This is a genomic window from Streptomyces sp. NPDC048462, from assembly GCF_043200175.1.
Classification (GTDB): domain Bacteria; phylum Actinomycetota; class Actinomycetes; order Streptomycetales; family Streptomycetaceae; genus Streptomyces.
Map to the genome: position 1 here is coordinate 24,549 of NZ_JBICXG010000012.1, position 25,494 is coordinate 50,042.

At 73.0% G+C, this 25,494-nt stretch carries 23 protein-coding genes; 9 read left to right on the forward strand and 14 right to left on the reverse strand.

The annotated features are described in order from the left end of the window. Nucleotides 1-210 precede the first annotated feature (210 nt). Together ACGFU6_RS20815 and ACGFU6_RS20820 are read right to left on the reverse strand one after the other, a co-directional pair. Complete coding sequence (locus tag ACGFU6_RS20815; RefSeq protein ID WP_393612694.1) at nucleotides 211-2,322, reverse strand: flotillin family protein; 2,112 nt, start codon at nucleotides 2,320-2,322, stop codon at nucleotides 211-213. Between the two features lie 180 nt (nucleotides 2,323-2,502). Then, nucleotides 2,503-3,162: a hypothetical protein gene (locus ACGFU6_RS20820; protein ID WP_393612696.1), complete on the reverse strand. Its 660-nt coding sequence runs from the start codon at nucleotides 3,160-3,162 to the stop codon at nucleotides 2,503-2,505. Between the two features lie 306 nt (nucleotides 3,163-3,468). On the opposite strand from ACGFU6_RS20820, the gene ACGFU6_RS20825 reads away from it, so the two are divergent. Both ACGFU6_RS20825 and ACGFU6_RS20830 read left to right on the forward strand, forming a co-directional pair. Then, on the forward strand, nucleotides 3,469-4,554 hold the full coding sequence (locus tag ACGFU6_RS20825; RefSeq protein WP_393612698.1) for a PucR family transcriptional regulator: 1,086 nt from the start codon (nucleotides 3,469-3,471) through the stop codon (nucleotides 4,552-4,554). A 187-nt stretch (nucleotides 4,555-4,741) separates the two neighbouring features. After that, nucleotides 4,742-6,238: an MFS transporter gene (locus tag ACGFU6_RS20830; protein WP_393612700.1), complete on the forward strand. Its 1,497-nt coding sequence runs from the start codon at nucleotides 4,742-4,744 to the stop codon at nucleotides 6,236-6,238. 16 nt (nucleotides 6,239-6,254) lie between these two features. Here ACGFU6_RS20830 and ACGFU6_RS20835 read toward each other — a convergent pair whose 3' ends face one another. Continuing rightward, a complete protein-coding gene (locus ACGFU6_RS20835; protein WP_393612702.1) occupies nucleotides 6,255-6,845 on the reverse strand; it encodes a nitroreductase family deazaflavin-dependent oxidoreductase in 591 nt (196 codons plus the stop codon). Between the two features lie 130 nt (nucleotides 6,846-6,975). Between ACGFU6_RS20835 and ACGFU6_RS20840 the strand changes: the two genes are divergently transcribed. Beyond that, nucleotides 6,976-7,527, forward strand: a complete 552-nt coding sequence (locus ACGFU6_RS20840; protein WP_393612704.1) for a MarR family winged helix-turn-helix transcriptional regulator — start codon at nucleotides 6,976-6,978, stop codon at nucleotides 7,525-7,527. 9 nt (nucleotides 7,528-7,536) lie between these two features. On the opposite strand, the gene ACGFU6_RS20845 is transcribed toward ACGFU6_RS20840, so the two are convergent. From ACGFU6_RS20845 to ACGFU6_RS20865, 5 genes are all read right to left on the reverse strand, one after another. Beyond that, a complete protein-coding gene (locus tag ACGFU6_RS20845; protein ID WP_393612706.1) occupies nucleotides 7,537-8,805 on the reverse strand; it encodes a cation:proton antiporter in 1,269 nt (422 codons plus the stop codon). 2 nt (nucleotides 8,806-8,807) lie between these two features. After that, a complete protein-coding gene (locus ACGFU6_RS20850) occupies nucleotides 8,808-9,278 on the reverse strand; it encodes a cation:proton antiporter regulatory subunit (protein ID WP_123525000.1) in 471 nt (156 codons plus the stop codon). Between the two features lie 594 nt (nucleotides 9,279-9,872). After that, nucleotides 9,873-11,312 carry a flotillin family protein gene (locus ACGFU6_RS20855; RefSeq protein ID WP_393612708.1) on the reverse strand — a complete coding sequence of 480 codons (1,440 nt, stop codon included), beginning with the start codon at nucleotides 11,310-11,312 and terminating at the stop codon, nucleotides 9,873-9,875. 76 nt (nucleotides 11,313-11,388) lie between these two features. After that, entirely contained in the window at nucleotides 11,389-11,898 is a 510-nt protein-coding gene (locus ACGFU6_RS20860) for a hypothetical protein (RefSeq protein ID WP_393612710.1), read from the reverse strand. 106 nt (nucleotides 11,899-12,004) lie between these two features. Continuing rightward, nucleotides 12,005-12,490 carry a peroxiredoxin gene (locus ACGFU6_RS20865; protein ID WP_393612712.1) on the reverse strand — a complete coding sequence of 162 codons (486 nt, stop codon included), beginning with the start codon at nucleotides 12,488-12,490 and terminating at the stop codon, nucleotides 12,005-12,007. A 132-nt stretch (nucleotides 12,491-12,622) separates the two neighbouring features. Between ACGFU6_RS20865 and ACGFU6_RS20870 the strand changes: the two genes are divergently transcribed. The 3 genes from ACGFU6_RS20870 to ACGFU6_RS20880 all read left to right on the forward strand — a co-directional run bounded on the left by ACGFU6_RS20870 (nucleotide 12,623) and on the right by ACGFU6_RS20880 (nucleotide 15,729). Further along, the gene (locus ACGFU6_RS20870; RefSeq protein ID WP_393612714.1) at nucleotides 12,623-13,417 is read left to right on the forward strand and encodes an alpha/beta hydrolase; all 795 of its coding nucleotides are present in this window, start codon (nucleotides 12,623-12,625) and stop codon (nucleotides 13,415-13,417) included. 91 nt (nucleotides 13,418-13,508) lie between these two features. Then, entirely contained in the window at nucleotides 13,509-15,236 is a 1,728-nt protein-coding gene (locus ACGFU6_RS20875; RefSeq protein ID WP_393612716.1) for a SpoIIE family protein phosphatase, read from the forward strand. A gap of 106 nt (nucleotides 15,237-15,342) precedes the next feature. Continuing rightward, complete coding sequence (locus tag ACGFU6_RS20880) at nucleotides 15,343-15,729, forward strand: hypothetical protein (protein WP_393612718.1); 387 nt, start codon at nucleotides 15,343-15,345, stop codon at nucleotides 15,727-15,729. A 21-nt stretch (nucleotides 15,730-15,750) separates the two neighbouring features. On the opposite strand, the gene ACGFU6_RS20885 is transcribed toward ACGFU6_RS20880, so the two are convergent. Together ACGFU6_RS20885 and ACGFU6_RS20890 are read right to left on the reverse strand one after the other, a co-directional pair. After that, the gene (locus ACGFU6_RS20885) at nucleotides 15,751-16,599 is read right to left on the reverse strand and encodes a GNAT family N-acetyltransferase (RefSeq protein ID WP_393612720.1); all 849 of its coding nucleotides are present in this window, start codon (nucleotides 16,597-16,599) and stop codon (nucleotides 15,751-15,753) included. A gap of 119 nt (nucleotides 16,600-16,718) precedes the next feature. Further along, nucleotides 16,719-18,113, reverse strand: a complete 1,395-nt coding sequence (locus tag ACGFU6_RS20890) for a hypothetical protein (RefSeq protein ID WP_393612722.1) — start codon at nucleotides 18,111-18,113, stop codon at nucleotides 16,719-16,721. 184 nt (nucleotides 18,114-18,297) lie between these two features. Here ACGFU6_RS20890 and ACGFU6_RS20895 point away from each other — a divergent pair, with 184 nt between their 5' ends. After that, on the forward strand, nucleotides 18,298-19,623 hold the full coding sequence (locus ACGFU6_RS20895) for a molybdopterin-dependent oxidoreductase (protein WP_393612723.1): 1,326 nt from the start codon (nucleotides 18,298-18,300) through the stop codon (nucleotides 19,621-19,623). A gap of 373 nt (nucleotides 19,624-19,996) precedes the next feature. Here the strand turns inward: ACGFU6_RS20895 and ACGFU6_RS20900 are convergent, their stop codons facing one another. From ACGFU6_RS20900 to ACGFU6_RS20910, 3 genes are all read right to left on the reverse strand, one after another. Then, nucleotides 19,997-20,824 carry a class I SAM-dependent methyltransferase gene (locus tag ACGFU6_RS20900; protein WP_393612725.1) on the reverse strand — a complete coding sequence of 276 codons (828 nt, stop codon included), beginning with the start codon at nucleotides 20,822-20,824 and terminating at the stop codon, nucleotides 19,997-19,999. Then, a complete protein-coding gene (locus ACGFU6_RS20905) occupies nucleotides 20,821-21,444 on the reverse strand; it encodes a DUF2064 domain-containing protein (RefSeq protein ID WP_393612996.1) in 624 nt (207 codons plus the stop codon). Before ACGFU6_RS20905 ends, ACGFU6_RS20900 begins: the two co-directional genes overlap by 4 nt. 113 nt (nucleotides 21,445-21,557) lie before the next feature. Further along, nucleotides 21,558-22,268 carry a glycosyltransferase family 2 protein gene (locus tag ACGFU6_RS20910; RefSeq protein ID WP_393612727.1) on the reverse strand — a complete coding sequence of 237 codons (711 nt, stop codon included), beginning with the start codon at nucleotides 22,266-22,268 and terminating at the stop codon, nucleotides 21,558-21,560. Nucleotides 22,269-22,391: 123 nt separating this feature from the next. Here ACGFU6_RS20910 and ACGFU6_RS20915 point away from each other — a divergent pair, with 123 nt between their 5' ends. Together ACGFU6_RS20915 and ACGFU6_RS20920 are read left to right on the forward strand one after the other, a co-directional pair. Further along, entirely contained in the window at nucleotides 22,392-23,273 is an 882-nt protein-coding gene (locus ACGFU6_RS20915; RefSeq protein ID WP_393612729.1) for a response regulator transcription factor, read from the forward strand. Further along, the gene (locus ACGFU6_RS20920) at nucleotides 23,270-24,376 is read left to right on the forward strand and encodes a sensor histidine kinase (protein WP_393612731.1); all 1,107 of its coding nucleotides are present in this window, start codon (nucleotides 23,270-23,272) and stop codon (nucleotides 24,374-24,376) included. The genes ACGFU6_RS20915 and ACGFU6_RS20920 overlap by 4 nt, the downstream gene beginning before the upstream one ends. Before the next feature lie 24 nt (nucleotides 24,377-24,400). On the opposite strand, the gene ACGFU6_RS20925 is transcribed toward ACGFU6_RS20920, so the two are convergent. Continuing rightward, entirely contained in the window at nucleotides 24,401-25,471 is a 1,071-nt protein-coding gene (locus tag ACGFU6_RS20925; protein ID WP_393612732.1) for an NAD-dependent epimerase/dehydratase family protein, read from the reverse strand. Nucleotides 25,472-25,494: the final 23 nt, after the last annotated feature.

The window sequence follows — 25,494 nt, forward strand, 5'->3', positions numbered from 1 at the left end:
GTGCGGGTCGGCCGCGCTTGCGGTCCGTCCTCAATCGCCGGACGGGCTTGAAGTGCCCGGACGGGCTTGCACCGGACGGATGACAGGAGCCATATCCAGCCCGTCCGGCGATTGAGGACGGACGGTGCCCGGGTGGGCGGTCACCGGGCGGGCCGGGGCATTCCCAGCCCGTCCGGCGATTGAGGACAAGGCGTTGCCCGGGTGGTGCGGCTACGCCACCGGCGTACCGTTTCGGGCGGCCGGGCCCGGGACCTGGACGTCGCCCAGGCGCATGTCCGCGAGCCCCAGCTCCCGCGCGTGGTCCAGGAGCCGGCTGACCTGCTCCGCCCCCGCACCCCCGCCCCCCGGAGCGGACATCATCCGCATCAGCAGCGCCGACACCGTCAGGTTCTGCACATCGCCCGAGGACACCGAGCCCAGCACCTTCGTCAGATCGTCCGTGAACGAGGACGTGCCGTTCAGCCACGGCCCGGCGAGCGCCTTCGCCGTGTCCGAGTTGCCGACGAAGCCGTCGAGGCTCTTGCCCATGGAGATGGACGAGACCAGCCGGTCGAAGAAGACCGACTCCCCGCCGACGATGTCGATGTCCGCGTTCTCCAGCCCGGCCGACACGATCGTCGCCTGCGCCTCCGCGACCTGCCGCTGTACGTCGAGACCGGCGAGCCGGATCTCCTTCTCCGCCTCCAGCCGCAGCCGGTACTCCTCGTGCCCGCGCGACGCGTCGTCCAGCGCCGCCATCGCGGCCGCCTTGTCGGTGAGCCCCGCCGCCTCGGCCTTCAGCTTCTCGCCGATCATGGCCGCGTCGGCCGTCGCCTGGGCCTGCGTACCCTCCGCCGCGGCCAGCGCCTTGAGCCGCGCGCCCTCCGCCTCGGCCCTGAGCCGGGCGGACGTGGCCTCGGCCTCGGCCAGGCCCGTCTTCTCGATGACCTCGGCGGCGGCGTCCCGTACCTGGACGTCCGCGAGACCGGCCGCGGCCGACTCCGCCTGGACACCCTCGGCCAGCCGCAGCTTCGCACGGGCGTCCAGATCCGCGGTCTTCAGCCGGGCCTCCGCGAGCGTGAGCTGCTCGGCTGCCCGGTGGGTGGCCGCGGCCTCGGCGGCCTCCGCCGCCTTGATGTCCTTGACCAGCTGCTCCTGCGCCTCCGCCTCGGCGGCGATGATGACGGACTTGCGGGTGCGCTCGGACTCCTCGACGGAGCGCAGCGTCTTGATGGACTCCTCCTGCTCGGCGACCGTACGGTCCACCGCGATCCGCTCCCGGATCACGTCCGCGACGTCGCGGCGCTCGGCCTCGACCTCCTTCGTCGCGGCGATCCGGTTCAGCTCGGTCTGCCGCTCGCGCCCGATGACCTCGATCATTCGGTCCTTCTCGATGCGCTCGTTCTCCACCGCGATGACGCGCTCGCGGTTCTTCTGCGCGACCGCGATCTCCCGGGCCTGGTTCTCCCGCTGGATGCCGAGCTGCTCCTCGGTCCGGATGAACGCGCCCTGTGCGCCGAGGCGTTCCTCCTCCTGGACCCGGGCGGTCACCGCCTCCTCGCGGGCCCGCAGCGTCTCGACCTCGCGGCGCTGCTTGATCTCGGCCTCGGCCTGCCGGCGCTCCAGCTCCAGGATGGTCTCCCGGGCGTCCACGTCCTGCCGGGTGATCTCCTTCTGCTCGGTGCGCTGGTACTCGTTGGTGCGCACGTGCTCGATCGCGGTCAGCTCGGTGATCTTCCGGATGCCCTGCGCGTCGAGGATGTTGGCGCCGTCCAGCTGCGTCATCGGCGTCTGCTCGAGGAAGTCGATCGCGGCGTCGTCCAGGTGGTAGCCGTTCAGATCGGTGCCGATGACGCGGATGATCCGGTCCCGGAACTCCTCGCGCTTGGTGTACAGATCGACGAAGTCCAGCTGCTTGCCGACGGTCTTGAGCGCCTCGGAGAACTTCGCGGCGAAGAACTCCTGGATCGCGACCTTGTCGCTGGCCCGCTCCGTCCCGATGGCCTGGGCGACCTTGATGACGTCCTCGACAGTCTTGTTGACCCGTACGAAGAACGTGATGTGGATGTCGGCGCGGATGTTGTCCTGGCAGATCAGGCCCTCGCGCCCGGTGCGCCGGATCTCGATGGTCTTCACCGAGATGTCCATCGACTCGGCCTTGTGCAGCACCGGCAGGACGACGGCACCGGTGAAGGTCACGTCGACCTTCTTGGTCTTGGAGATGATCAGGGCCTTGCCCTGCTCGACCTTGCGGAAGAGCCGGGTGACGATCAGCAGCAGGGCGATCGCGATGAGCAGGACCACGGCGATGAGCAGGCCGAGGCCCAAGGAGATGGCTTCCATGACAGTCCTTGGCGGCTGGTGGTACGGAGAATGAGAGGTGGGCGGGGCGCGGCCCGGCACCCCGGCGAACGGGGCGGGCGGGCAGCGCGGACATGACGGGCGGCACGTGCGCGCACCACGTTCATGCGGCGGGCACGGGCAGCGGCGCCGGGCCGTGCGGGCGCGGTGGAGGAGTACGGCTCAGCCGGTGCGGCCGGGTGCCGCTCGCCGGCGCGCGGGCAGTGGTTGCGGCGGTCCGGGGTCGAGCGCCTTGTCGTACGGCGAGACCCAGAAGAACTCGCCCGCGTCGTCGTACGCGTACAGCAGCCCCGAACTCCCCGAGGTCAGCTCCGCGTCGGCGGCCCGCAACTGCCGCACCTGGACGATCGCGGTGGACCCGTCGGCCGCGGCGACCTCGGCCTGGCCGAAGTCCGGACCGACCGAGCCGGTGCGGACCGTGCAGACCCGGCCCAGGAAGTCCCGGCGCGATGGCGGGGGCCGGTCCGGGAAGAAGCGGCGGAAGTGGTGCACGAGCACCCGCACCACCGCCCAGGCGATCAGCAGCGCGCCGGCGAGGATGCCCAGCGCGAGCGCGGCCCGGGTGGTGCCGGTGACCGTACTGCGGTGCAGCAGGACCGAACCGGTCAGGGAGGTGAACCAGGCGACGGTCACCATCACGGAGACCGAGACGGTGACCGGTACACCGCCGACCCCGGCGAGATCGGCGTCCAGGTCCGCGTCGAAGGAGTGGTGGTCGGCCGCCCCGGCCAGTACGAGCAGCCAGAAGGCGATCACGACGACGAGCGCCGCGGCGAAGAGAACGGCCGGGAAGGACAACGTCGCCGTCAGGAACTCACTCATAGGTTCCACCCCCTGCCGTCCCGCCGGCAGGACTTGCCGGCGTCTGCGCGCGGTCCGGCGCCGACCCAGGTGCTGCGGTACCGCCGTGAGCGGTACCGCAGCAGCCGGGTGGTCCCCCGTCCCCCGTCGCACCCCCGTGTTTCCCCGTGGTCCCCCGGTTGGTGCTGACCGGATCGTGCCATCCGGTGACCGGCCGTCGCATTGCCGGAGTACGGCAATCTTTCTCCGTCCTCGATGCCGGGCACCGGCACTGGGCCGTATGCGTTGGGTATATGTCAGCAACGAGTCAGAACTGGAGGCGGGCGCGTGCCTGAGCCGGAGATTCCCAATACCTTTCTGGACGGCTATGCCCAGATCCTGGGCGATGTGGCCGGCACCGGGAGGCGGCTCACCAGGGAGGAGCTGGAGATCCGCCGGGCGCTGGGCAGGCAGGCCGCCGAGGCCGGGCACCAGTTGCGCGCCCTGGTCCGGATGCACCTGGCCGAGACCCGCACCGCCTGGCCGTCCGCCGCCCCCGGCGCCACGGCGGCCGCGGTCGGGGCGGTCGCGGAGAGCGTGCTGGCAGCGGCGGAACAGGCGGTCGACGCGTTCGCCGAGGGCTTCGAGCGGGCCCAGCGGCTCACCGTGCGGCGGGAGGAGGCGGCCCGCCGGGAGTTCATCGACGACCTGCTGTACGGGCGCAGCGACCTGGGGCGGCTCGCGGAGCGGGCCACGCGCTTCGGGCTGCGGCTCTCGCGCGCCCACGCGGTGGCGGTGGCGGCCGGCCCGGACGCGTACACGGAGACGGATACCGTGCCGAGGCACGTGGAGTCGGCGCTGCTGGCCCGGTTCGGCGGACGGAAGATCCTCATCACCACGAAGGACGGCCGGCTGATCTGCATCGCGCCCGGCAGCCAGCCCGACGTCCTCAGGTACTTCGCCAAGCAGGCGCACGCCGCGACGGACGGCGGCCGGGTCGCCATCGGCCGTGCCCACCGGGGGCCCGGCGGCGTGGTCCAGTCGTACGACGAGGCGCTCGACGCGCTGGATCTCGCCGACCGGATGGGCCTGGAGGATCCGGTGCTGTACTCCGCCGATCTGCTGGTCTACCCGGTGCTGACCCGGGACCGGCAGGCGATGTCCGATCTGGTGCGCAGTGAGCTGGGGCCGCTCCAGGAGGCGCGGGGCGGGGCGGAACCGCTGCTCAAGACGTTGTCCGTGTACTTCGAGTCGGGCTGTGTCGCGGCCGAGACGGCCCGCCGGCTGGCGCTGAGCGTGCGCGCCCTCACCTACCGGCTGGAGCGGATCCACCAGCTGACCGGCTCCGACCCGTCCGACCCGATGCACCGCTACACGCTGCAGACGGCGGTGATCGGGGCCCGGCTGCTGGACTGGCCCGCGAACGAGGTCTGAGCGCCGCCCACGGCTCACAGCTCACCTTCCTCCTTCCCGGCCCCCGGCCTCAGATGGCCCCTGCACCCTGCCGGTTCCCGGCAGAACGGCCCCCGGCGGCGCTCCCGGCATGCGGACGGGCCGACCTCCACATACCGTGATCATTCGGGGGATTCCGGCGGTGTGCGCAACGAGGGAGATCCGCACCATGGCCCGACACGCGCGTCAGCCACGGGAACCTGCCGAGAGCGGGGAGGGGCGCGGTCCGTCCCACCGGTGGTGGGTGCTCGGGGTGATCGGGCTCGCCCAGCTGATGGTGGTGCTCGACGCGACCATCGTGAACATCGCGCTGCCCTCCGCCCAGCAGGACCTCGACTTCAGCGACGGCAACCGGCAGTGGATCGTGACGGCGTACGCCCTCGCCTTCGGCTCGCTGCTGCTGCTCGGCGGGCGGATCGCGGACCTGGTCGGCCGCCGGGTGGTGTTCCTGACCGGACTGGTCGGCTTCGCGGTGGCCTCCGCGATCGGCGGCGCCGCCCCGAGCTTCGAGGTCCTGGTGCTGGCCCGCGCCCTCCAGGGCATGTTCGGCGCACTGCTGGCCCCGGCCGCGCTCTCCCTGCTCACCACGACGTTCACCGTGCCGAAGGAACGGGCGAAGGCCTTCGGCATCTACGGGGCCATCGCGGGCGCGGGCGGCGCGGTGGGGCTGCTGCTCGGCGGCATCCTCACGGAGTACCTGGACTGGCGCTGGTGCCTGTACGTGAACCTGCTGTTCGCGGCTGTCGCCTTCGTCGGCGGCTGGCGGCTGCTCACCGGGGGCAGGCCCACCGACCGCCCGAAGCTCGACATCCCGGGGACCGTGCTGGTCTCGGCGGGCCTCTTCTGCATCGTGTTCGGCTTCTCCAGGGCCGAGACGCATCCGTGGAGTTCGCCGGACGTCTGGGGCTTCCTGGTGGCCGGTGTGGTGCTCGTCGCGGCGTTCGCGTGGTGGCAGACCCGGGCCGCGCACCCGCTGCTGCCGATGCGGGTGGTGCTCGACCGGGACCGGGGCGCGTCGTTCCTCGCGATGTTCATCTCCGGCGGCGGCCTGTTCGGGGTGTTCCTGTTCCTCACGTACTTCCTGCAGAAGAGCCTGTTCTACTCGCCGGTCAGCACCGGCCTGGCGTTCCTGCCGATGATCGCCGTCATGATCGTGACGTCCGTGACGACGACGAACGTCCTGGTGCCGAGGTTCGGCGCCAAACCGATCGTGCCCCTCGGCATGGGCATCGCGGCGGGCGGCATGGTGTGGCTCACCACCCTCGACCTGAACAGCACCTATGCCGCCCATGTGCTGCCCCCGCTGATCTGCCTGGGGCTCGGACTGGGCTCGATCTTCGCGACGGCGATGAACCTGGCCACCGCCGGGGTCTCCGCCCGGGACGCCGGGGTGGCCTCCGCGATGGTCAACACCAGCCAGCAGGTGGGCGGCTCCATCGGTACGGCGCTGCTGAACACCCTCGCCACCAGCGCGGCCACCAACTACCTGGTCGGCCGCCGCCCGACCCCGGCCGCGATCGCCCAGTCCCAGCTGGAGAGCTACTCCACCGCGTACTGGTGGTCCGCGGGCTTCTTCGCCGTCGGCTTCCTGGTCACGGTGATCCTCTACCGCCGGGGCGCACCGCACCCCCACCCGGTGGAGGAACCCGAACCCGCACGGGCCTGACCCCGGACACCGGCCCTCAGCGGCCGCCGTCGCGGTTGTGGTCACGGCCGCCGTCGCGATCGCCGCTGCGGTTGCCGCCCCGTTCGCCGTCGCGGGCGTTCCGGGCACCCTCGGTGAGGCGTACGAAGGGGATGGCCTCGCCCGCGGTCCGGTAACCCTCCGCGCTGCCGTCGACCGTGAACCCCATGTACGCGCACAGCCGCCGGGCGACCCGGGGGTGCCGGGGCGCGTACCGCACCATCAGCTCGCCGCCCTCCGCAGCCGGCAGCTCGGCCGCCGTCACCGCGTGGAACCGGCGGCCGATCTGCACGGTGGCCTGCGGCGTACGTTGCAGGTTGCGGTACCAGTCGGCGCCGGGCCCGAATCCGGACGCCACGGTCCAGCTCGGCCGGCCGTCCTGCGTCGCGGACTCGACGACCTCGACGACGGTCCGGCGCGGCTGCCCCGAGGTGCGCCCGGTGTGGACGAGGAGCAGCAGCCGTCCCCGGAACAGGGGGCCGAGCCCGGCCCGGAACATATGGACCGGGAGGCGGGCGGCGGTGCGCCGCCAGCCGGTCAGCGGTGCCGGGCGCCGGGGGTCGGACGAAGCTGCGGATTCATGTGTCACTGTGCAAACGTTGCACAATCCAAAGATGAACGCCACCGTCGCAGGCCGTGGATCGGGTCCCGGCACGACACCTTTCGGTCACGGCGCGGCCCGGGTTCGAGTACCACAGCCGGGCGCGGTACAAAGGGGCATGGCCGCGCGCGAACAGGCATCTGGGAAACGACCGTCCGCCCCGGGCAGGGACGACGTCGACGCGGTGACGCGGGCGGTGCTGACCGCGTCGAGACTGCTGGTGGCGGTCTCCGCCCGGTCGCTGGCGGCGGTCGAGGACCGGGTGACGCTGCCGCAGTTCCGGCTGCTGGTGGTCCTGGCCACCCACGGGGACGCCAAGCTGGTCTCGCTGGCCGAGCGGCTGGGCGTCAATCCGTCGACCGCGATGCGCATGCTGGACCGGCTGATCGTCGCCGGTCTGGCCGAGCGGCAGGTCAACCCGGCCAACCGCAGGGAGACCGCACTGCGGGTCACGCCGGAGGGGCTCCAGCTGGTCGAGGACGTCACGGCCGGCCGCCGCCGCGAGATCGCCTCGATCGTCGAACGCCTCGCGCCGGAGCAGCGGTCCGCGCTGATCGAGGCGCTGACGGCGTTCACCGCGGCGGGCGGCGAGCCGGCCGTTCCCGGGGGCGGCGCGGACGCGTACCCGCTGGGCTGGCTGCCCGACCTCCCCGCCGCCCAGGACGGCTGACCGCCACGCTCAGTCGGTCGCGGCCAGCTCCTCCTGCGGCGCGGGAACCCGCGCGGCAGGAACGGTACCGCTGTCGCTGCCGCTGCCGCCGTTTCCGGTTGACGCGGCGGGCTTGTCGCCGCTGCCGCGCCGCTCCTGGATCTTCGCCACGAGGGGCTGCGTCCAGCGCGCGGTGAGCGGCCCGACGATGACGAGGATCAGGACGTACGCGGTGGCGATGGGGCCGATGCGCGGCTCGGTCGCCACGGCCAGACCGGCGATGACGATGGAGAACTCGCCACGCGCGACGAGCGTGCCGCCGGCCCGCCAGCGCCCGCGTGACCCGATTCCGGCCCGCCGGGCCGCGTACCAGCCGGTGGCGATCTTGGTGAAGACGGTGACGACGGCCAGCAGTGCGGCCGGGAGCAGCACCGGCGGGATCTCCGCAGGATTGGTGGAGAGCCCGAAGAACACGAAGAAGACGGCGGCGAACAGGTCCCGCAGCGGCGTCAGCAGCTTGCGCGCCCCCTCCGCGACCTCCCCGGAGAGCGCGATGCCGACGAGGAACGCACCGACGGCCGCCGACACCTGCAACTGCTGGGCGACCCCGGCCACCAGGACGGTCAGCCCCAGCACGACCAGGAGCAGCATCTCCGGATTGTCGGAGGACACGGCCCGGCTGATGAGCCGGCCGTGCCGCAGCGCGAGATAGAGGACGAACCCGACGGTGCCGAGCGCGACGAGCAGCGCGATGCTGCCCCCGGCGAAGCCGACTCCCGCGAGCATCGCGGTGAGCAGCGGCAGATAGACGGCCATCGACAGATCCTCGATGACGAGCACCCCGAGGATGACGGGCGTCTCCCGGTTGCCGAGCCGCCCCAGATCCGCGAGCACCTTGGCGATCACCCCGGACGACGAGATCCAGGTGACCCCGGCCAGCGCCACCGCCCCCACGGGCCCCCACCCGAGCATCAGCGCGGCGACGGCCCCCGGAGTCGCGTTGAGCACGAAGTCCACGGCCCCGGACGGATATTGCGTCTTCAGACTGGTGACGAGCTCACTGGCGCTGTACTCGAGCCCCAGCAGGAGCAGCAGCAGGATGACACCGATCTCGGCGCCGACGGCGGTGAACTCCTCACTGGCCCCGAGCGGCAGCAGCCCGCCCTCGCCGAAGGCGAGTCCGGCCAGCAGGTAGAGGGGGATCGGCGAGAGCCCTATTCGCCCGGCGAACCGGCCGATGATGCCCAGCCCCAGAATGACGGAGCCGAGCTCCACCAGCAGTGCGGTCGTGTCGTGCACGGTCAGCCCTCCGCAATGATCTCGGAGAGCGTGTCCACGCCCTCGCGCGTACCGACGACGACAAGCGTGTCCCCGATGGCCAGCCGGAAGTCCGGCCCCGGTGACGGATGCGCACTGTGCGTCCGCAACACCGCCACGATCGACGCCCCGGTCCGCGTCCGGGCCCGCGTGTCCCCGAGCAACCGCCCGCCGTACGGCGACCGCGTCCCGAGCGGTATGTGCTCGGTGACCAGATCGATCCCGTCGGTCCGCACGGCGTCGATCGGCGCGGCGTCGATGAGGTGCGCGAGCCCGGTGGCCTCCTGTGGAGTCAGGGGTACGGAGAGCCGGCACGAATCAGGATCGTCCTGGTCGTAGAACCCGATGAACCGCCGCCCGTCGTGGTGCACGACGACGGAGATGTGCTGCCCCGACTCGGTGGTGTAGTCGTACTGCACTCCGACTCCGGGCAGCGTGGTGCGGTGGGTTCCCATGGCTTCCTCCCGAGGAGCGCGACGCTTACGAAACGCACTTGGTGATCTCTTTAGTCCCGCATTACCCTAACCGGACCTTTCTTGAGGCCTTGGGCTGCGGTTGCGGGGTCCGGGGAGTGTCGGTGCTTCACGGTGTGGCGGAGGTGATGCAGTCCGTGCTTCAAGGGGAGTCGGCGGGGCTCCGGATTAGCGATGGACGGTTGCCCATATGTGCCGGACTTCGCAAAGCTGCTTCGGAATGGCACGATGCATCCAGAGAACCCGAGGTCAGGCAGTCTGCTCCCCGCGCGTGCGGGGATGAACCCCGCACAACCTGAGTTCGGCCAGCCCTTCACCCCTGCTCCCCGCGACCTGCGGGGATGCCCCACGCGCGGTTCGACGACACCCTTGAGCCACCAACTGCGCCTCGCCAGCGCGGGGATTACCCCTAGGTGGGTTCGCCTCCACCCACGGAGGATCCACGTTTCGGCCGAGCCCCCGACCGCGCCCGCCGAGTCGTCAACGCCGGCCGGTCACGCGGGCGCGGGGGCCGGACATGCGAGTGCCCGGACGGTGTGGGACCGGCCGGGCACGTGCGGGGCTGCTGGGGAGGGGTCAGTCCGTGACCTCGATCTTGCCGTTCTTCGGGGTGGACGGTTCCGGCTGGGCCGGGACCTCCGGCTTCGGGGTTGCGCCCTTGAGGTTCTGCAGGAGGGCGGCGATGTCGACGCCCGTGGTGGAGCTGAGGAGTTCCATGCCCTGGGCGACGTTGTCCGTGACGGTGCGCGAGAGCTGGCTCGCGCCGTCCGTCGAGATCACGGTCAGCTTGTCGATGGCGCTCAGCGGCTCGGAGGCCTTGGCGACGACGTTCGGGAGGACCTCGACGAGCATCTGGAGTACGGCGGCGTCGCCGTACTGGGCGAAGGCGTCCGCCTTCTTCTGCATGGCGTCGGCCTCGGCCGCACCGCGGGCCGCGATGGCGGCGGCCTCGGACTCGCCCTCGATGCGTACGGCGTCGGCGAGGGCCGAGCGGTGGAGCTTCTCGCCCTCACCGGTCAGGCGGGAGCGTTCGGCGTCCGCCTCGGCCTCCTTGACCTGGGCGATGCGGCGGGCCTCCGCCTCCTGCTCGGCCTGGTAGCGGGCGGCGTCGGCGGGCTTGCGGACCTTGGTGTCGAGCTCGCGGTCGGTCAGGGCGGCCTGGCGCTCGGCGACCTTCTCCTGCTCCTGGAGGATCTCCTGGCGGCGGGCGGCCTCGGCGAGGGGACCGGCGGCGTTGGCCTTCGCGGCGGCGGCCTCCGTCTCGACCTTGATCTCGGCCTGCTTGAGGTAGTACGTCCGCTCGGCGATGGCGATTTCCTCGGCGGCCTTCAGCCGGGCCTGCTCCGAGGCGCGGCGGGCGATCGCCTCGGCGATGTCCGCCTCCTGCTTGGCACGGGCGGCCTCGGGGCGGCCGAGGTCCTCCAGGTAGGAGCCCTCCGTGGTGATGTCCTGGATCTGGAAGGCGTCCAGGATCAGGCCCTGACCGGACAGGCTGGCCTCGGCCTCCTCCGCCACCTGGCCGGCGAACGCGGCCCGGTCGCGGATGATGTCCTCGACCGACATCCGGCCGACGATGGCACGCAGGGCACCGGAGAGCACTTCCTGGGTGAAGCCGACGATGCCGTTCTGCTGCTGGAGGAAGCGCTGGGCGGCGGCCCGGATCGCGTCCTCGCTGCCGCCGACCTTGACGATCGCGACGCCTTCCAGGTTGGACTTCACACCGCGCAGCGTGACGGCCCCGCGCACGGCGATCGGGATGTGCCGGCTGGAGAGGTCCAGGGTGAACTTCTGCTGCACGAACGGGACGACGAAGACGCCACCGCCGACGACGACCTTCTGGCCGCTGTTGTCGATGCTGGCCCGTCCGGTCACCGGGTCGACGGACTTCTTGCCCCGGCGGCCGGTGATGATGAACGCCTCGCTGGGCCCGGCGACCTTGTAGCGGGTGATGACCACGAGGGCCAGCAGGACGAGGAGTACGACGACTCCGACGATGGCGAGCAGTACTGGACTCATAAGGGTGTCCCCCTCTGCCTCCCGACGGGGACGGCAGTTCTGTTGCGAGCGGTGATGGGCCGGCCGGCTTGCCGGCTCAGCGTTCGACGGGACGGACCGAGACCGAGGTGGTCGAGAGGGTGGCCTCGACCCAGATCTCGGTGCCGCGTTCGACCGGCACCGGGCTCTTCGCCGACAGCTTGATGACGTGGCCCCCCAGCCGCAGCAGTACCTCGCCGTAGCCGTCGGCCGGAATGGCCGTGACCACGGACCCGGGCGAGCCGACGAGATCCTCGTCCCGCGGTGTGGCGTTGGTCTGGTCCGCCATCAGGGCCTGGCTGAACTTCCAGGTGAGCCAGGCGGCGACCAGACCGGCCAGAACCCCGGCCCCCGCGGCGACGAACGTGCCGACACCGGTCGTACCGAGCACGATCGCGCCGCCGAAACCGAGCATCGAGACGAAGCCGGCGATCACCGGAAGGGAGAGCAGCCCGTCGAACAGGCCGTCCAGCACACCCCCGAAGAGGCCTTCGAGGATTCCGTCGAAGATCAGGGACAGTGCCAGCAGCACGACTCCCGCAATTCCGAGACCGAGAAACAAGGTCACGTGATCACCCCTCCCCGTCTGCGGAATCCCCCGAACATTTCCGTCGAACTGGCTGGATGGTCCCATACATACCGGTCCGGCGACACTGCCGGGTTCCGGCAGTGTTCTAGGGGGTCTGGATGCCGGAGAGGTGGCCCGCCAGGGTGTCCAGTGACTGGAAAGTGGCCCCGAGGAGCGCTACGTGCTTCCAGCGCAGCACCCCCTCGGCGTCGATCAGGAACACCGCCCGCCGCACACCGATGCCGGGCGCGGCCACCCCGAAGGTCCGGGCGAGCTCGCGGCCGGTGTCCGCCAGCAGCGGCATCCGCAGGCTGTGGGCGCGGGCGAAGGACTCGTGGCTGTCCACATCCTGTGGGCTGATTCCCCAGACCTCCGCGTCGAGTCCCTCGAAGGTCTCCATGCCGGAGGAGTACGAGCAGAGTTGCTTGGTGCACACGGACGTGTTGTCGCCGGGGTAGAAGGCGAGGACCACGGCCCGGCCGCGGGCGGCGGAGAGTGTGTAGTCGCGGCGTTCGAACGTGTCACCGTCGAGTGCGCCTCCCGCGAGTGTGAAGTCCGGGACATTCTGGCCGAGTTGTGGTGACGAGCCCATGATGTGTGTCCTTTGTTCCGTGTCGCTGTTACGTGCCGCTGTTCCGCGCCGCTTGTCTTCCGGTGCGACAGTGCCGTCCGTGCTCGTACAGCATGCTCGTTACGGCCCCATCCATCCGCACCGGAGGTACGCATGACACGACGACAGCCCCCCGCGGCGGCGGTACTCCTGCTGCACGGCGGACGGGAGGACGGGCTCGGGGCGCCGCCGCCCGGACCGTTCAACCTGCCCGCGCTGCGCATGCGTCCGTTCGCGCGCGCCCTGCGGCGGGCGCTGCCGGGGGACGTCGTGGTGCGCACCGTCCGGTACGGGCACCGGGGCTGGAACGGGCCCAGGGCCGATCCGCTGCACGATGCCGTGCGCGCCCTGGACGAACTGCGGCGGGCGGCGGGGGACATCCCCGTGGTGCTGGTGGGGCATTCGATGGGGGGCCGCGCCGCGCTGCACGCCGCGGGGCATCCGCTGGTACGGGGTGTGGTCGGCCTCGCCCCGTGGTGTCCGGACGGTGACCCGGTCGAGCAGCTCGCCGGGCGCGACGTCGTCCTCGTGCACAGCCCCCGGGACCGGGTCACCAGCCCGGCGGGTTCCCGGACGCTCACCGCACGGGCCCGCCGGGCCGGGGCGCGCAGCTGTCTGGTCACCGTGCACGGCAGCGATCACCCGATGCTGCGCCGCGCCGCTGCCTGGCACCGGCTGACCACCGCCCTGGTCACCGGGCTGCTGGACCGGGCCCCGCTGCCGGCGCCGGTCGCCGAGGCCCTGCTGCTGCCACCGGGGTCCTCCGGGGAGGACGGGACGGTGGACCTGGACCGGCTGCTCCCCGGCGGCGGGACAGGCGGGGAGACAGGCGGCGGGACAGGCAGGGAGACAGGCAGGGAGACCGGCGATACGGCGGGCGGGGCCGCGCGCCCGGGTACCGCCAGCTGATCGGCTGTCTGCGGATGCGGGGCGGGTGCGGGCGGCCGACGATGAAGGGCGGGGCAGTCGGGCGGCCCGCGCCCCGCCACAGGAGGTTGCCTTGCAGGCCGATGAGTACGCCGGCAGTCCGCCGCCGCTCGACACCTTGGCGCTCGCGGCCCTGATCGGCGGCACCACGGCCGGGGTGGGCGTTCTCGACACGGAGCTGCGCTACCTCTACGTGAACCCGGCCCTCGAACGGCTCAACGGCATCCCGGCCGCCGACCACCTGGGCCGTACGGTCGCCGAGGTGCTCCCCGGGATCGACGCCCGGGAGGACCTGATGCTGGCGGTGCTCTCCGACGGCAGGTCCCGCGAGATCACCTCCAGCGGCGTGACCCGCGCCGGGCCGGAGACCGTCCTGCGCTACTGGCACGGGGTGTACCACCGGCTTGAGGTGGGCGGCCGGGTGGTGGGCATCGCGGGCATCCTGATGGAGGTCATGGCCTCCGACGAGGAGCGGCGCCAGCTGGCCGAGGCCCGGCGCCACCTGAGCCTCCTGGACACCGCGAACACCCGCATCGGCACCACGCTCGACATGGACACCACCTGTGCCGAGCTGGTCGACCTGGTCGTGCCGGGGCTCGCGGACCTCGCCACGGTCGAGGTGTTCCCGCCGGACGTCGCCCCGCCGGTGCGCCCGGCGCCGCCCGGGGTGACCCGGCTGCGGCGGGCGGCGATGACGGCGGTGCCGGGGCTGCGCGAGCGGGTCGCGCGGTTCGGGGTGGCCGGTGACTACGTCGACTACCAGGAGGACGCGGCCGTGACGCGCTGCCTGGCCACCAACCAGCCGGTCGTCGAGAACCTCACCGGCGACGAGCAGCTGGGCCGCTCCGCGCCCTCACCCGAACGGGTCGCCGTCTACCGGGCCCTCGGGATGCACTCGGCGGTCATCGTGCCGGTCTCCGTGCGCGGTGGGCCGATCGGCGTCCTCGGCCTGGTCAGGGCCGGGGGGTCACCGGCCTTCACGGAGCAGGACGTGGTGGTGGCCCGGGAGCTCGCCGTACGGGCCGCCGTCGATCTGGACCACGCTCGCCGCTTCACCCACGAACACACCATCGCCCTGGAGCTCCAGCGCTCGCTGCTCTCCGAACCGCGCCAGCCGCATCCGCACATCGAGGTCGCCACCCGCTATCTGCCGGCCGACCGGAGCGTGCTGGTGGGCGGCGACTGGTTCGACATCATCCCGCTGCGCGACGGACGCCACCTGAAGGCGATGGGCGATGTGATGGGCCACGGCGTGGAGGCGGCCGTTGCGATGAGCCACTACCGCTCGCTGCTGCGCCTGCTCGCGGACGAGGAACTGCCGCCGCACCGCATCCTGGAGCAGCTCGACCGGATGGTGGAGCGGTCCGGTCTCGACCGGGCGGCGACCTGCCTGCTCGCGGTCGTCGACCGGTCCGGCGGTATCTGCAAGGTGTCGAGCGCCGGCCATCTGCCGCCGGTCTTCATCGACCCCGGGCCGGGGGGCACCCGGCTGGCCGACGTGCCGGCGGGCCCGCCGCTCGGAACCGGGTTCGGCGGCTACCGGACGACGGAGGTCCGGTGCGCGCCGGGAACGGTGCTGTTCATGTACACCGACGGCCTGGTGGAGCGGCGCGGTGAGGACATCGACGTGTCCGTCGGCCGGCTGCGGGGGCTGAGGCTGCCGGAGAGCGGCAATCTGGAGGAGCTGCTGGACGAGGTGCTCGACCGCTTCGGCCCGGGAGCCGAGGACGACATCGCGGTGATGGCGTCGCGGGCCCGGTTCGCCCCCGGTGGCGAGGGGCGCCTGCTGGGGAGCGTGTGACGGGGGCGGTCGGGCCGGCTGGTCGTGCGGGGGCGTTGTCAGTGCTGGCCGGGGGACGATCGGTCGTGCGGGGGCGTTGTCAGTGACGGCTGCGAGCATCGGTGTCATGAAGCCGTTCCTCCTCGCCGACATCGAGGCCGCAGTCCGCAGCAGCTGGGCCGCCGACACCACCACGCCCGCGCACCGCCCGCACTGGACCCCGGGCAACCCCGCCCGTGACCAGTGCGGGGTGACCGCCCTGGTCCTGCACGACCTGCTGGGCGGTGACCTGATACGCGGCGAGGTCCGGGTCGACGGGGTGCGCACGGACTACCACTGGTGGAACCGGCTGGGCCCGGGGACGGAGATCGATCTGACCCGCGAGCAGTTCGCGCCCGAGGAGGTTGTCACCGGCGGCACGGTGGTCGCCCGGCCGCCCGAGATCGTCCGCCTGCGCGAGGAGTACGAGCTGCTCCGGGGCCGGGTCCTGGAGCTGCTGCACGGGCACGGGTAGGGAAACGGACCGGCGGATGGATCAGCCCAGTTCGAGGCTGGTGATGCCGAAGAGCCCGCTGTGATCGACGTCCGGCGCCGGGCCGGTGTACATGCGGGCCGTCTCGAACGACGGGCTGAGCCCGAGCTCTCCGGCCAGCCGTACCGCCGCCGGGTTGACGTCGGGGACGTCCACGGCGACCGGGGCGGACGGATCGGTGGCCGCGAGCGCGCTGACCAGGGCGGCGGCCGTATCCGGTGTGGCCGCGTACAGCGGGCCGATGCGTGAGGACGTACGGCAGGCGCGCATCACCGCGAGCCCCTGTACCTCTCCCTCCCGCAGCGCGACCAGCGCGGTGCGGCCGGGGGTGGTGGTCCAGGCGGCCAGGAAGCCGTCGCGCTCCGCCGGGAAGAACCGGCGGTCGTACGCGGTGATCTGGCCGAACGGCAGGGTGCGGGCGTCGGCCAGGGTGACGCCGGGCGGCGGGGCGAGGCCCACCGGGGCCAGGCCCTCGTACCGCATGTTCGTCCAGACGGGGCGGAAGCCGGACCTGCGGTAGTTGGCCTGCTGCGCCACCACCCCGTCGAGGCCGGTGTTGCGCCCCTCGAGGCGGGCCGTCCCGGTGGCCCAGAGCCGGCTGCCGTAGCCCTGACCGCGCAGCTCCGGGCGGGTGAGGTAGAAGCCCAGGAAGCCGTGGCCGCTGCCGTAGCGGATCACGGAGACGCAGGAGGCGGGCGCACCGTCGAGCCTGCCGATCAGGAAGCCGCAGGGGTCGGCGGCGAAGAAGGCCTGGCCATCGGTCAGACCGGGGTTCCAGCCTTCGGCATGGGCCCAGTCCGCCATCATCCTGATGTCGTCCGCGCTTGCTGTGGTGATCTCGAATGTCGGCACGGGACAAGCCATACCCGGGTGCCGGTGGTTCAACGTCCGGCCGCCCCGTTCACCACCTGCCGTGCATCCCGTTCCCCCTGTTCACCCCGGTGCTGTCCGTTCACCACCCGCCCGTCCGTTCACCACCCCGTCCAGAGCAGGTGGTTGACGAGGAGGGCGACGGCCGCCTGCGCGGCCAGCCAGCCCCGGCGGCCCCGGTCGGGCAGCAGGGCGGCGGCGGGCAGCAGCCACAGCATGAAGGGCTGCCAGATCCGTTCGGTCTCCGCCTTGCTCATCCCCGACAGGTCGGCGGCCAGCAGCATGAGGAACCCCGCGAGCACGAGGAGGACGAGGCGTTGCGGCGCGGCCGTGGTCCCGGTCCGCAGCGCCTTCAGCGCCCCCGGTGCCGCCGTCGCGGTCCGGCGCAGGCCCGCGACCGTCGCGGGTCCCACGGCGATCACGGTGCAGGCGAGGTTGGCCCAGACCCAGTACCAGTACGGGCGGAACCCGCCCGCCCCCTGGCGGTAGCGCTCGACCAGCAGGTGGTACGCCTCCCACCAGTTGAAGCCGGCCAGGGTGAAGGCGACCGGCACGACCAGTGCCCCCAGCACGAAGAACGGAACCGGCCGGGCCGTCCGTGCGAGCAGGAGCACGGTCAGGAGCAGCGGCGCGATGAGCACCAGACCGTAACTGAGGTAGCAGGTCAGCCCGTACAGCAGCCCCGAGCCGAGCGCGGCGGCCGCCGGGCTGCGGACCCGGCCGGTCGCGGCCAGGGCCAGCAGGGCGACGGACCAGGCGGCGACGGCGGCGAAGTAGCCGTCCGCCGAGGTGCCCGCCCAGACCGCGACCGGCGCCAGGACGAGGAAGGGCGCGGCGCGGCGGGCGGTGCGCTCGTCGGTCAGGGCGCGGACGGCGACCAGCGCGGCCACCGCGGCGGTGGCGCCCGTGACGATGCACCAGACCCCCGCCCAGGCGCCGCCGCCGAGGCCCACGCGGTCGAGCAGGACGAAGGTGAGGGTGGCGCCCGGCGGGTGCCCGGCGATATGGGTGGGCCAGTTGCCCGGCGGGCCGATCAGGATGTGGTCGTTGAAGCCGCGCAGGGCCGCGCCGATGTCGTCGAAGCGGCCGATGCCTCTGAGGTACTCGTGCTTGGTGGTGAGGCGTTCGGCGATGCCGCGGCCCCAGCCGTCGATCAGTGCCAGCGAGAACACCCAGGCGAGCGAGGCGCCCCAGCAGCTCAGCAGCAGGGTCCGCCAGCGCAGCCGAACGGCGAGAAGGGGGCCGTACGCGACGACGGCCACGGCGACGACGGGTGCGGCGGCGGTGCCGGGGCCGATGTGCGGGTACCAGGACGCGAGCAGCGGTGGCCAGTGGACGTACAGGATGCGGGCGTAGTCCTCGACGTTCCGGCCGATGAGGACCGCGGCTGCGACCAGCAGCACGCCCGCGCCCCCCGCGGCCAGGTCGGCGCGGCCGCCGGTGCGGTGGGCCTTCTCCGGTTCGGTGCGCTGCTCCGCGCGTTCCTTGGTCTTCACCCAGGCACGGTATGCACGCCGGAGCGGTGATGGCGGGTGCTGACGGGGCGCGTCACCGAACCGTCAGATTCCGTACCCGGCCGGGGCCGGCCCGGGGGCCGCGCGGAAGAGGCCGGATGACGTCAGCGTTTCGTCAGGAGTCGTACGGGCCCTGCCCCGCTGCCCCGGGCATAGCGTCGGGGCCATGGGCGACCGACGTCGGTTCCGACGACTCAGACTTCCCGATTCCCTTCCCGCATCGCTGCCCGGACTCTCCTCCGGCCGTGCCGCCGAACTCCTGGAGCGGACCCCCTCCGCTCCCGGTTTCTGGCGCAGCCCGGTGCGCGGGGTCCGGTTCACCGCGGTGCTCGGGCTCGTGCTGCTCGGCGGGATCACGCTGCTGTTCGTGACCGGTCTGCTGTCGTACGCCGCGTACAACCCGGACCTGAACCCGGTCAACGACAAGACCCCGGACAAGGGGGTGCTCGGCTTCTACCTGTTCGCCTGGCCGACCGGGCCGCACTGGCTGTACCGGCTGACGCAGGGGCTCCACGTCACGGTCGGCATCGTGCTCACCCCGGTGCTGCTGGCCAAGCTGTGGTCGGTGGTCCCGAAGCTGTTCGCGCTGCCGCCGGCCCGGTCGGTGGGGCATGCGCTGGAGCGGCTCTCGCTGCTGCTCCTGGTGGGCGGGGCGCTGTTCGAGTTCATCACGGGGCTGCTCAACATCCAGCTGGAGTACCTGTTCCCCGGCTCGTTCTACCCGCTGCACTTCTACGGGGCGTGGGTGTTCTTCGCCGCGTTCCTGGCCCATGCCGGGCTGCGGACGCCGCAGGCGGTACGGGTGCTGAGGTCGGGCGCGCTGAGCGGGAACGTGCCCGGGGACGCGCTGGCCTCGCCGTCCCCGGCCGAGCCGACGCTGTCGCGGCGCGGGGCGCTGGCGATGGTGGGGGCCGGCTCGCTGCTCCTGCTGGTCACCTCGGTGGGGCGCAGCTTCGACGGGCCGCTGCGGCGCATCGCGCTGCTCACCCCCCGCGGTGCCGCCGAGCCGGGGCCGGGACCCAACGGCTTCCAGATCAACAAGACCGCCGCCACGGTCGGGATCACCCCGGCCGAGACGGGGGAGGGCTGGTGGCTTACCGTCAGCGGCCCGGCCGGTGACCTCCGGTTCACCCGGGAACAGCTGCTGGCCATGGACCAGTACAGCGCGGCGCTCCCGATCGCCTGCGTGGAGGGCTGGTCCACCTCGGACCAGCGGTGGCGGGGTGTACGGCTGAAGGACCTCGCGGAGCTCGCCGGGTACCCGGGCAATCCGCCCGGGGTGCTGGTGGAGTCCGTCCAGCGCAGCGGTCCCTTCCGTCGGGCGGCGCTCCGCGACAACCAGGTGCGCGACCCCCGTTCGCTCCTTGCGTTGCAGGTCAACGGCAAGGACCTGTCGCCCGACCACGGATATCCGGCGCGGATCATCGTCCCGGCCGCGCCCGGCGTGCTGAACACCAAATGGGTGTCCCGGCTGACCTTCGGAGACCTGTGAGGAGAGAAGTGAGGAGAGAAGTGAGGAGACCTGTGAGGAATGCTGTGGACAGGCTGAACCCCCTCGGCCTCGTGCGGCGCTGGTACGGGGAGGGCCCGCTGCACCTCCTCCTGATGGCCGCCTCCTTCGCGCTGGCGGGGTACGCGGGGGTGCGGCTGCTGGCCGGGGACGCGTTCGGCGTCGTCGTCTGGTTCGTCGGCGCGGCCCTCGTCCACGACCTGGTGCTGGTGCCCCTGTACGCGACGGCGGACCGGCTGCTGCTGCGCACGCTCGGTCCGCGCCGCGCCCTGGTGAACTTCGTCCGGGTGCCGGTCTTCCTGTCCGGCCTGCTCCTGCTGATGTGGTGGCCGCTGATCACCCGGCACACGACGCGCTACGAACCGGCGAGCGGGCTCTCCCCCGATGTGTTCCTGGGGAACTGGCTGCTGATCACGGCCGCGCTCTGCGTGCTGTCGGCGCTGTGGCTGGTCGTCAGGACGCTCCGGCTGCGGCGCAGCGCCACGAAGGTGCGTCCGTCCGCCTCCCACTGATCGGCCGTCAGCCAGCCCAGCAGCCCGGCGTACCGCAGCAGCGCCGGGGTGCCGAGCCGGGCCCACGGGAAGGGCGCGGCTGGCACGGACCGGTCCCGGCCGGCGCGCCCGTCGTCGAGCTGGACCCGGGACCGCTCGTCGATGTCGTGCGGCGCGGTCTCCGCGATGAGCAGCCCGCCCGGGGCCAGCACGGCCGCGGTCCGGTGCAGGAGCCTGCGCGGGTCGCCGCCGATGCCGATGTTGCCGTCGACGAGCAGGACGGTGCCCCAGCGGCCCTCGCCCGGCAGCGGTTCGAAGACCGAGCGGTGGAGTGCCGAGCCGCCGAGCCGCAGGGTGTGGGCCACCGCCGCCTCGCTCACGTCGATGCCGAGCGCGCGGTGGCCGCGGGCCGCGAGCGCCGCGACCAGCCGGCCGGGCCCGCAGCCGATGTCCAGGACGGGGCCCTCGCAGCGGTGCAGCGCCGACAGGTCCGCGGCGTCCGCGCCCGCGCACCAGCGCTCCACGTCCAGCGGCAGCAGCCAGCCGTCCGTACGGCGCAGGAAGAGCGGACCGTGGCCGTTGCGCAGGGCGTTGGCGTACGGGTCGGTGCTCCACGAGGTGGCGTCGGGATGCGGCGGGCGGACACTGTCGTGCTGGGGGACCGTCTCGTGGCGGGGGACCGTCTGGCTCATCGGGCCACCGCCCCGCTCAGCTCGGCGAGCACGGCGGCGAACCTGCCGTGCGGCGCCAGGGCGGCGACGTCCACGGCGTCGGCCGCCGTGTCCACGTCCCGCAGCCGGGGCAGATCGCGCACCGTCAGTCCGGCGTCGACCAGCCGGCGGCGCTGCACCGCGCCGGTCTCCGGCACGGACATCGGCACCCCGCGCAGCAGTTCCGGGTCCGGCTCGGCCAGTCCGAGCGCCCAGAAGCCGCCGTCCTCGGCCGGGCCGAACCACGCGTCGCAGTCGTCCCAGGAACCGGGGGAGAGCGCGGGCGCCAGATCGGCGGCCGTGATCTGCGGGGTGTCCATGCCGATGAGGAGCGTGGGCCCGGTGCTGCCCGCGAACGCGGCGGCGAGCCGGGCGTCGAGACCGCCCGCGCACTGGCCCACCACGTCGAAGCCCGGCGGCAGCCAGGGTCCGGGTTCCCCGGCCAGGACGAGCACCCGTCGGGCGGCGGGCAGGGCGAGGACGGTGCGCAGGGTGTCCGCGAGCGAGGCTTCGGCCAGCCGTGCGGCCTCCTGCGGGGTGAAGGGCGGCGTGAGCCGGGTCTTGACCCGGCCGGGCAGCGGCTCCTTGGCGATGACCAGCAGGGTCACCGCACCAGCACCAGCACCAGGACCTGCTGCTCCGGCTTCCGTTCCCGCATCCGTACACGCACCCGCGTCCCCGGCTCCCGTCCCCGCGCCCGTACCCGCGGCCGGGGTCATCGGGACACCCCCACCGGGGCCGCGGCCGGCGCCTCGGCCAGCACGGCGCGCATGTCGCGCACCGCGTGCCAGGTGCCCCGCCAAGTGCCGGTGACCTTCGACTTCCCGGTGCGCGAGAGGTACGGGACATCCGTCTCGGCGACCCGCAGCCCCGCGTCCGACGCCCGCACCACCATCTGCAACGGGTAGCCGCTGCGCCGGTCGGTGAGGCCGAGCGCCAGCAGGTCGGCCCGGCGCCCCGCCCGCATCGGGCCCAGGTCGCGCAGCCGGAGCCCGGTACGTCTGCGCAGCAGCCGGGAGAGCGCCAGATTGCCCGCACGGGCGTGCAGCGGCCAGGCGCCGAGCCGGTCGGGGCGGCGGCGGCCGAGCAGCAGATCGCTCTCGCCGTCCGCGATCCGGCGGACGAAGCCGGGGAGCAGCCCGGGGTCCAGGGAGCCGTCGCAGTCGCAGAAGCAGACGTACTCCGCCTCGGCGGCGAGCAGCCCGGCGTGGCAGGCGGAGCCGAAGCCGCGGCGCGGTTCGTGCACCACCGTCGCGCCGAGCGAGCGGGCCAGTTCGGCCGAGCCGTCGGTGGAGCCGTTGTCGACGACGATCGCGCGCCAGCCGCGCGGGATCGCGGCGAGCACCCCGGGCAGGGCGGCGGCCTCGTCCAGACAGGGCAGCACGACGTCGGCGCGGGGGGCGGAGTTATCGGAGGAGTCGGTCACCCTGCTCACCCTACGGAGAGGAATCCGACAATTCGGGCCAAGGATTCTTACGAAACGTGGACATCGACCGTGTGGCGGTGTCCGCGCGTCCGGCGCGCGGGGAGCGGGTGCCAGGGTGGAGCCATGCAGCCCGCCATGCCGGCCCGTCCGGAGTCCGAGGGCCGGGGCGCCGCGAGCGAGGCCCCCGGTCCCGGTCCCGCGCCCCTGCCCGCCCCCGCCCCAGGTCCCGTTCCCGGGCCCGCCGCGCCCGCCCCCGCCCCCGGCCACGTCCTCGTCGTGGACGACGACCCGACCGTCTCCGAGGTCGTCGCCGGATACCTGACCGGCGCCGGTTACGAGGTGGCCCGCGCGGCGGACGGCCCGGCGGCGCTGGAGTGCTTCGCCCGCCGCCGCCCCGACCTGGTGGTGCTGGACCTGATGCTGCCCGGCATGGACGGCTTCGAGGTCTGCCGCCGGATGCGGGCGCACGGGCGGGTGCCCGTCATCATGCTGACCGCGCGCGGCGACGAGGACGACCGCATCCTCGGCCTGGAGACGGGCGCGGACGACTACGTCACCAAGCCGTTCAGCCCCCGCGAACTCGTCCTGCGCGTCGGCTCCGTGCTGCGCCGCGCCAAGGCCGCCCCCGTACCCGTCGGGCGTTCCGCGCTGCTCGAAGGCGCGGGTCTGGTCCTCGACCCGGCGGCCAGGAGTGCGACGCGGGAGGGCCGGGCGCTGGCCCTCACCCTGCGCGAGTTCGACCTGCTCGCCTTCCTGCTGCGCCGCCCGGGCCGGGTCTTCACCCGGGAGGAGCTGATGAGCGAGGTGTGGGGCTGGGACTTCGGCGACCTGTCGACGGTGACGGTCCATGTGCGCCGGCTGCGCGGCAAGGTCGAGGCGGACCCGGCCCGCCCGGAACTGATCCGTACCGTCTGGGGGGTGGGCTACCGGCTGGACCTGCCGGCCGGCCCGGCCGGTTCCTCCGAGGTGTCCGGCACCCCTGTCGCCCCCGGAGCGCCGTCATGACCGACATACTCCTCATCGCGCTGTTCGCGTTCCTGGGCGCGGCCGCGGCCGGGCTGCTCGGCGCGCTCGTCCTGCGGTTCTTCCGGCACCGCTCGCTGGTCGTCTCGCTGACCGTGGTCGCCGCGGTCGCCGTGACCGCGATGCTCGCCGGGACGCTGGCCGTCGCCTGGGCGATGTTCCTGTCCCCGCACGACCTGTCCGTGGTCACGACCGTGGTGGCGATGGCCGCCGTCGTCTCCCTCGCCACCGCGATACTGCTCGGCCGCTGGGTGGCGGCGCGCAGCCGCGATCTGACCCTCGCCGCCCGGTCGTTCGGGGACGGCGGGACCTTCGCGGCGCCCGCCGCCCCGGCCACCGCCGAACTCGCCGCCCTCACCCGCGAACTGGCCGCCACCAGCGCCAAGCTCGACAGCTCACGCGAGCGCGAACGCGCCCTGGAGACCTCGCGTCGTGAGCTCGTCGCCTGGATCTCGCACGATCTGCGCACCCCGCTCGCCGGACTGCGGGCCATGTCGGAGGCGCTGGAGGACGGCATGGCCGTCGACTCGCGGCGCTATCTGCGCCAGATACGGACCGAGGTGGAGCGGATGAACGACATGGTCGGCGACCTCTTCGAGCTGTCCCGCATCCACGCCGGCTCGCTCACCCTCAGCCCCACCCGGATCTCGGTGTACGACCTGGTGGGCGACGCGCTCGCCGGCGCGGACCCGCTGGCCCGCGAGCACGGCGTCCGGCTGGTCGGGGACCGGATCGAGGCGGTGCCGGTCGAGGTCGACGGCAAGGAGATGAGCCGGGTCCTGGGCAACCTCCTGATCAACGCGATCCGTCGCACCCCCGCCGACGGCACCGTCGCGGTCGCCGCCCAACGCGCCGGCGGCGGCGTGGTCCTGTCGGTGACCGACGGCTGCGGCGGCATCCCGGAGGAGGACCTGGCCAGGGTCTTCGACACCGGCTGGCGCGGCAGCCACGCCCGGACGCCCCCGGCCGGTGCGGGCCTCGGGCTCGCCATCGTGCGCGGGATCGTCGAGGCGCACGCCGGCCGGGCCGAGGTCCGCAACGTCACCGGCGGCTGCTGCTTCGAGGTCACCCTGCCGGTGGTGTGAGCCCGCGCGTGGCGGTGAGCCCGGTCAGCGGGCCGGGCCCGCGGCCATGCCCCGCTGCGGGGCCGCGGCGAACTCCGCCATCCCCTCCGCGAAGCCCACCGAGGGCTTCCAGCCCAGCTCGTCGCGGAGCCGCCGCGAGTCGGCCGTGACATGGCGTACGTCCCCGAGCCGGTACTCACCGGTGATCTCCGGGGCCGGGCCGCCGTGGGCCGAGGCCAGCGCCGAGGCCATCTCACCGATGGTGTGCGGCTCCCCGCTCCCGGTGTTGTACGCGGCGAAGCTGCCCGGCCGGAGCCCGGTGACGGCCTCCAGCGCCACCGCGTTCGCGGCCGCCACGTCCCGTACATGCACGAAGTCCCGGCGCTGGGCGCCGTCCTCGAAGACCTGCGGCGACTCGCCCCGGGCCAGCGACGAGCGGAAGAACGAGGCGACTCCCGCGTACGGGGTGTCGCGCGGCATCCCCGGCCCGTACACGTTGTGGTAGCGCAGCGAAATCGCCCGCCCGCCCGTGGCACGCGTCCACGAGGAGGCGAGGTGTTCCTGCGCGAGCTTCGTCGTCGCGTACACGTTGCGCGGGTCCACGGGCGCGTCCTCGCCGACGAGACCCGGGGTCAGCTCCGTACCGCAGGACGGGCAGAGCGGCTCGAACCGGCCCGCCGCCAGATCTGCCTCCGCCCTCGGCCCCGGCCGGACCGGCCCGTGGCGCGGGCACTCGTAGCGGCCCTCGCCGTAGACGACCATCGATCCGGCGAGCACCAGGTCCCGCACCCCGGCGGCGGCCGAGGCGGCGAGCAGTACGGCGGTGCCGAGGTCGTTGCACCCGACGTACAGCGGGGCGTCCGCGAAGTCCTTGCCCAGGCCGACCATCGCCGCCTGGTGGCACACGGCGTCGATGCCGCGCAGCGCCCGGTCCACCGCCTCGCGGTCGCGCACGTCCGCCACGATGATCCCGCTGCCGGCCGGCCGGTCCGGGGCGTCGCCGTGAGCCGAGGGGAGCAGGGCGTCGAGCACCACCGCCTCGTGCCCGGCCGATGTGAGGGTCCGGACGATCTCCGACCCGATGAACCCGGCTCCGCCGGTGACCAGTACGCGCATGACGGCCACGCTAGGGCGCCACG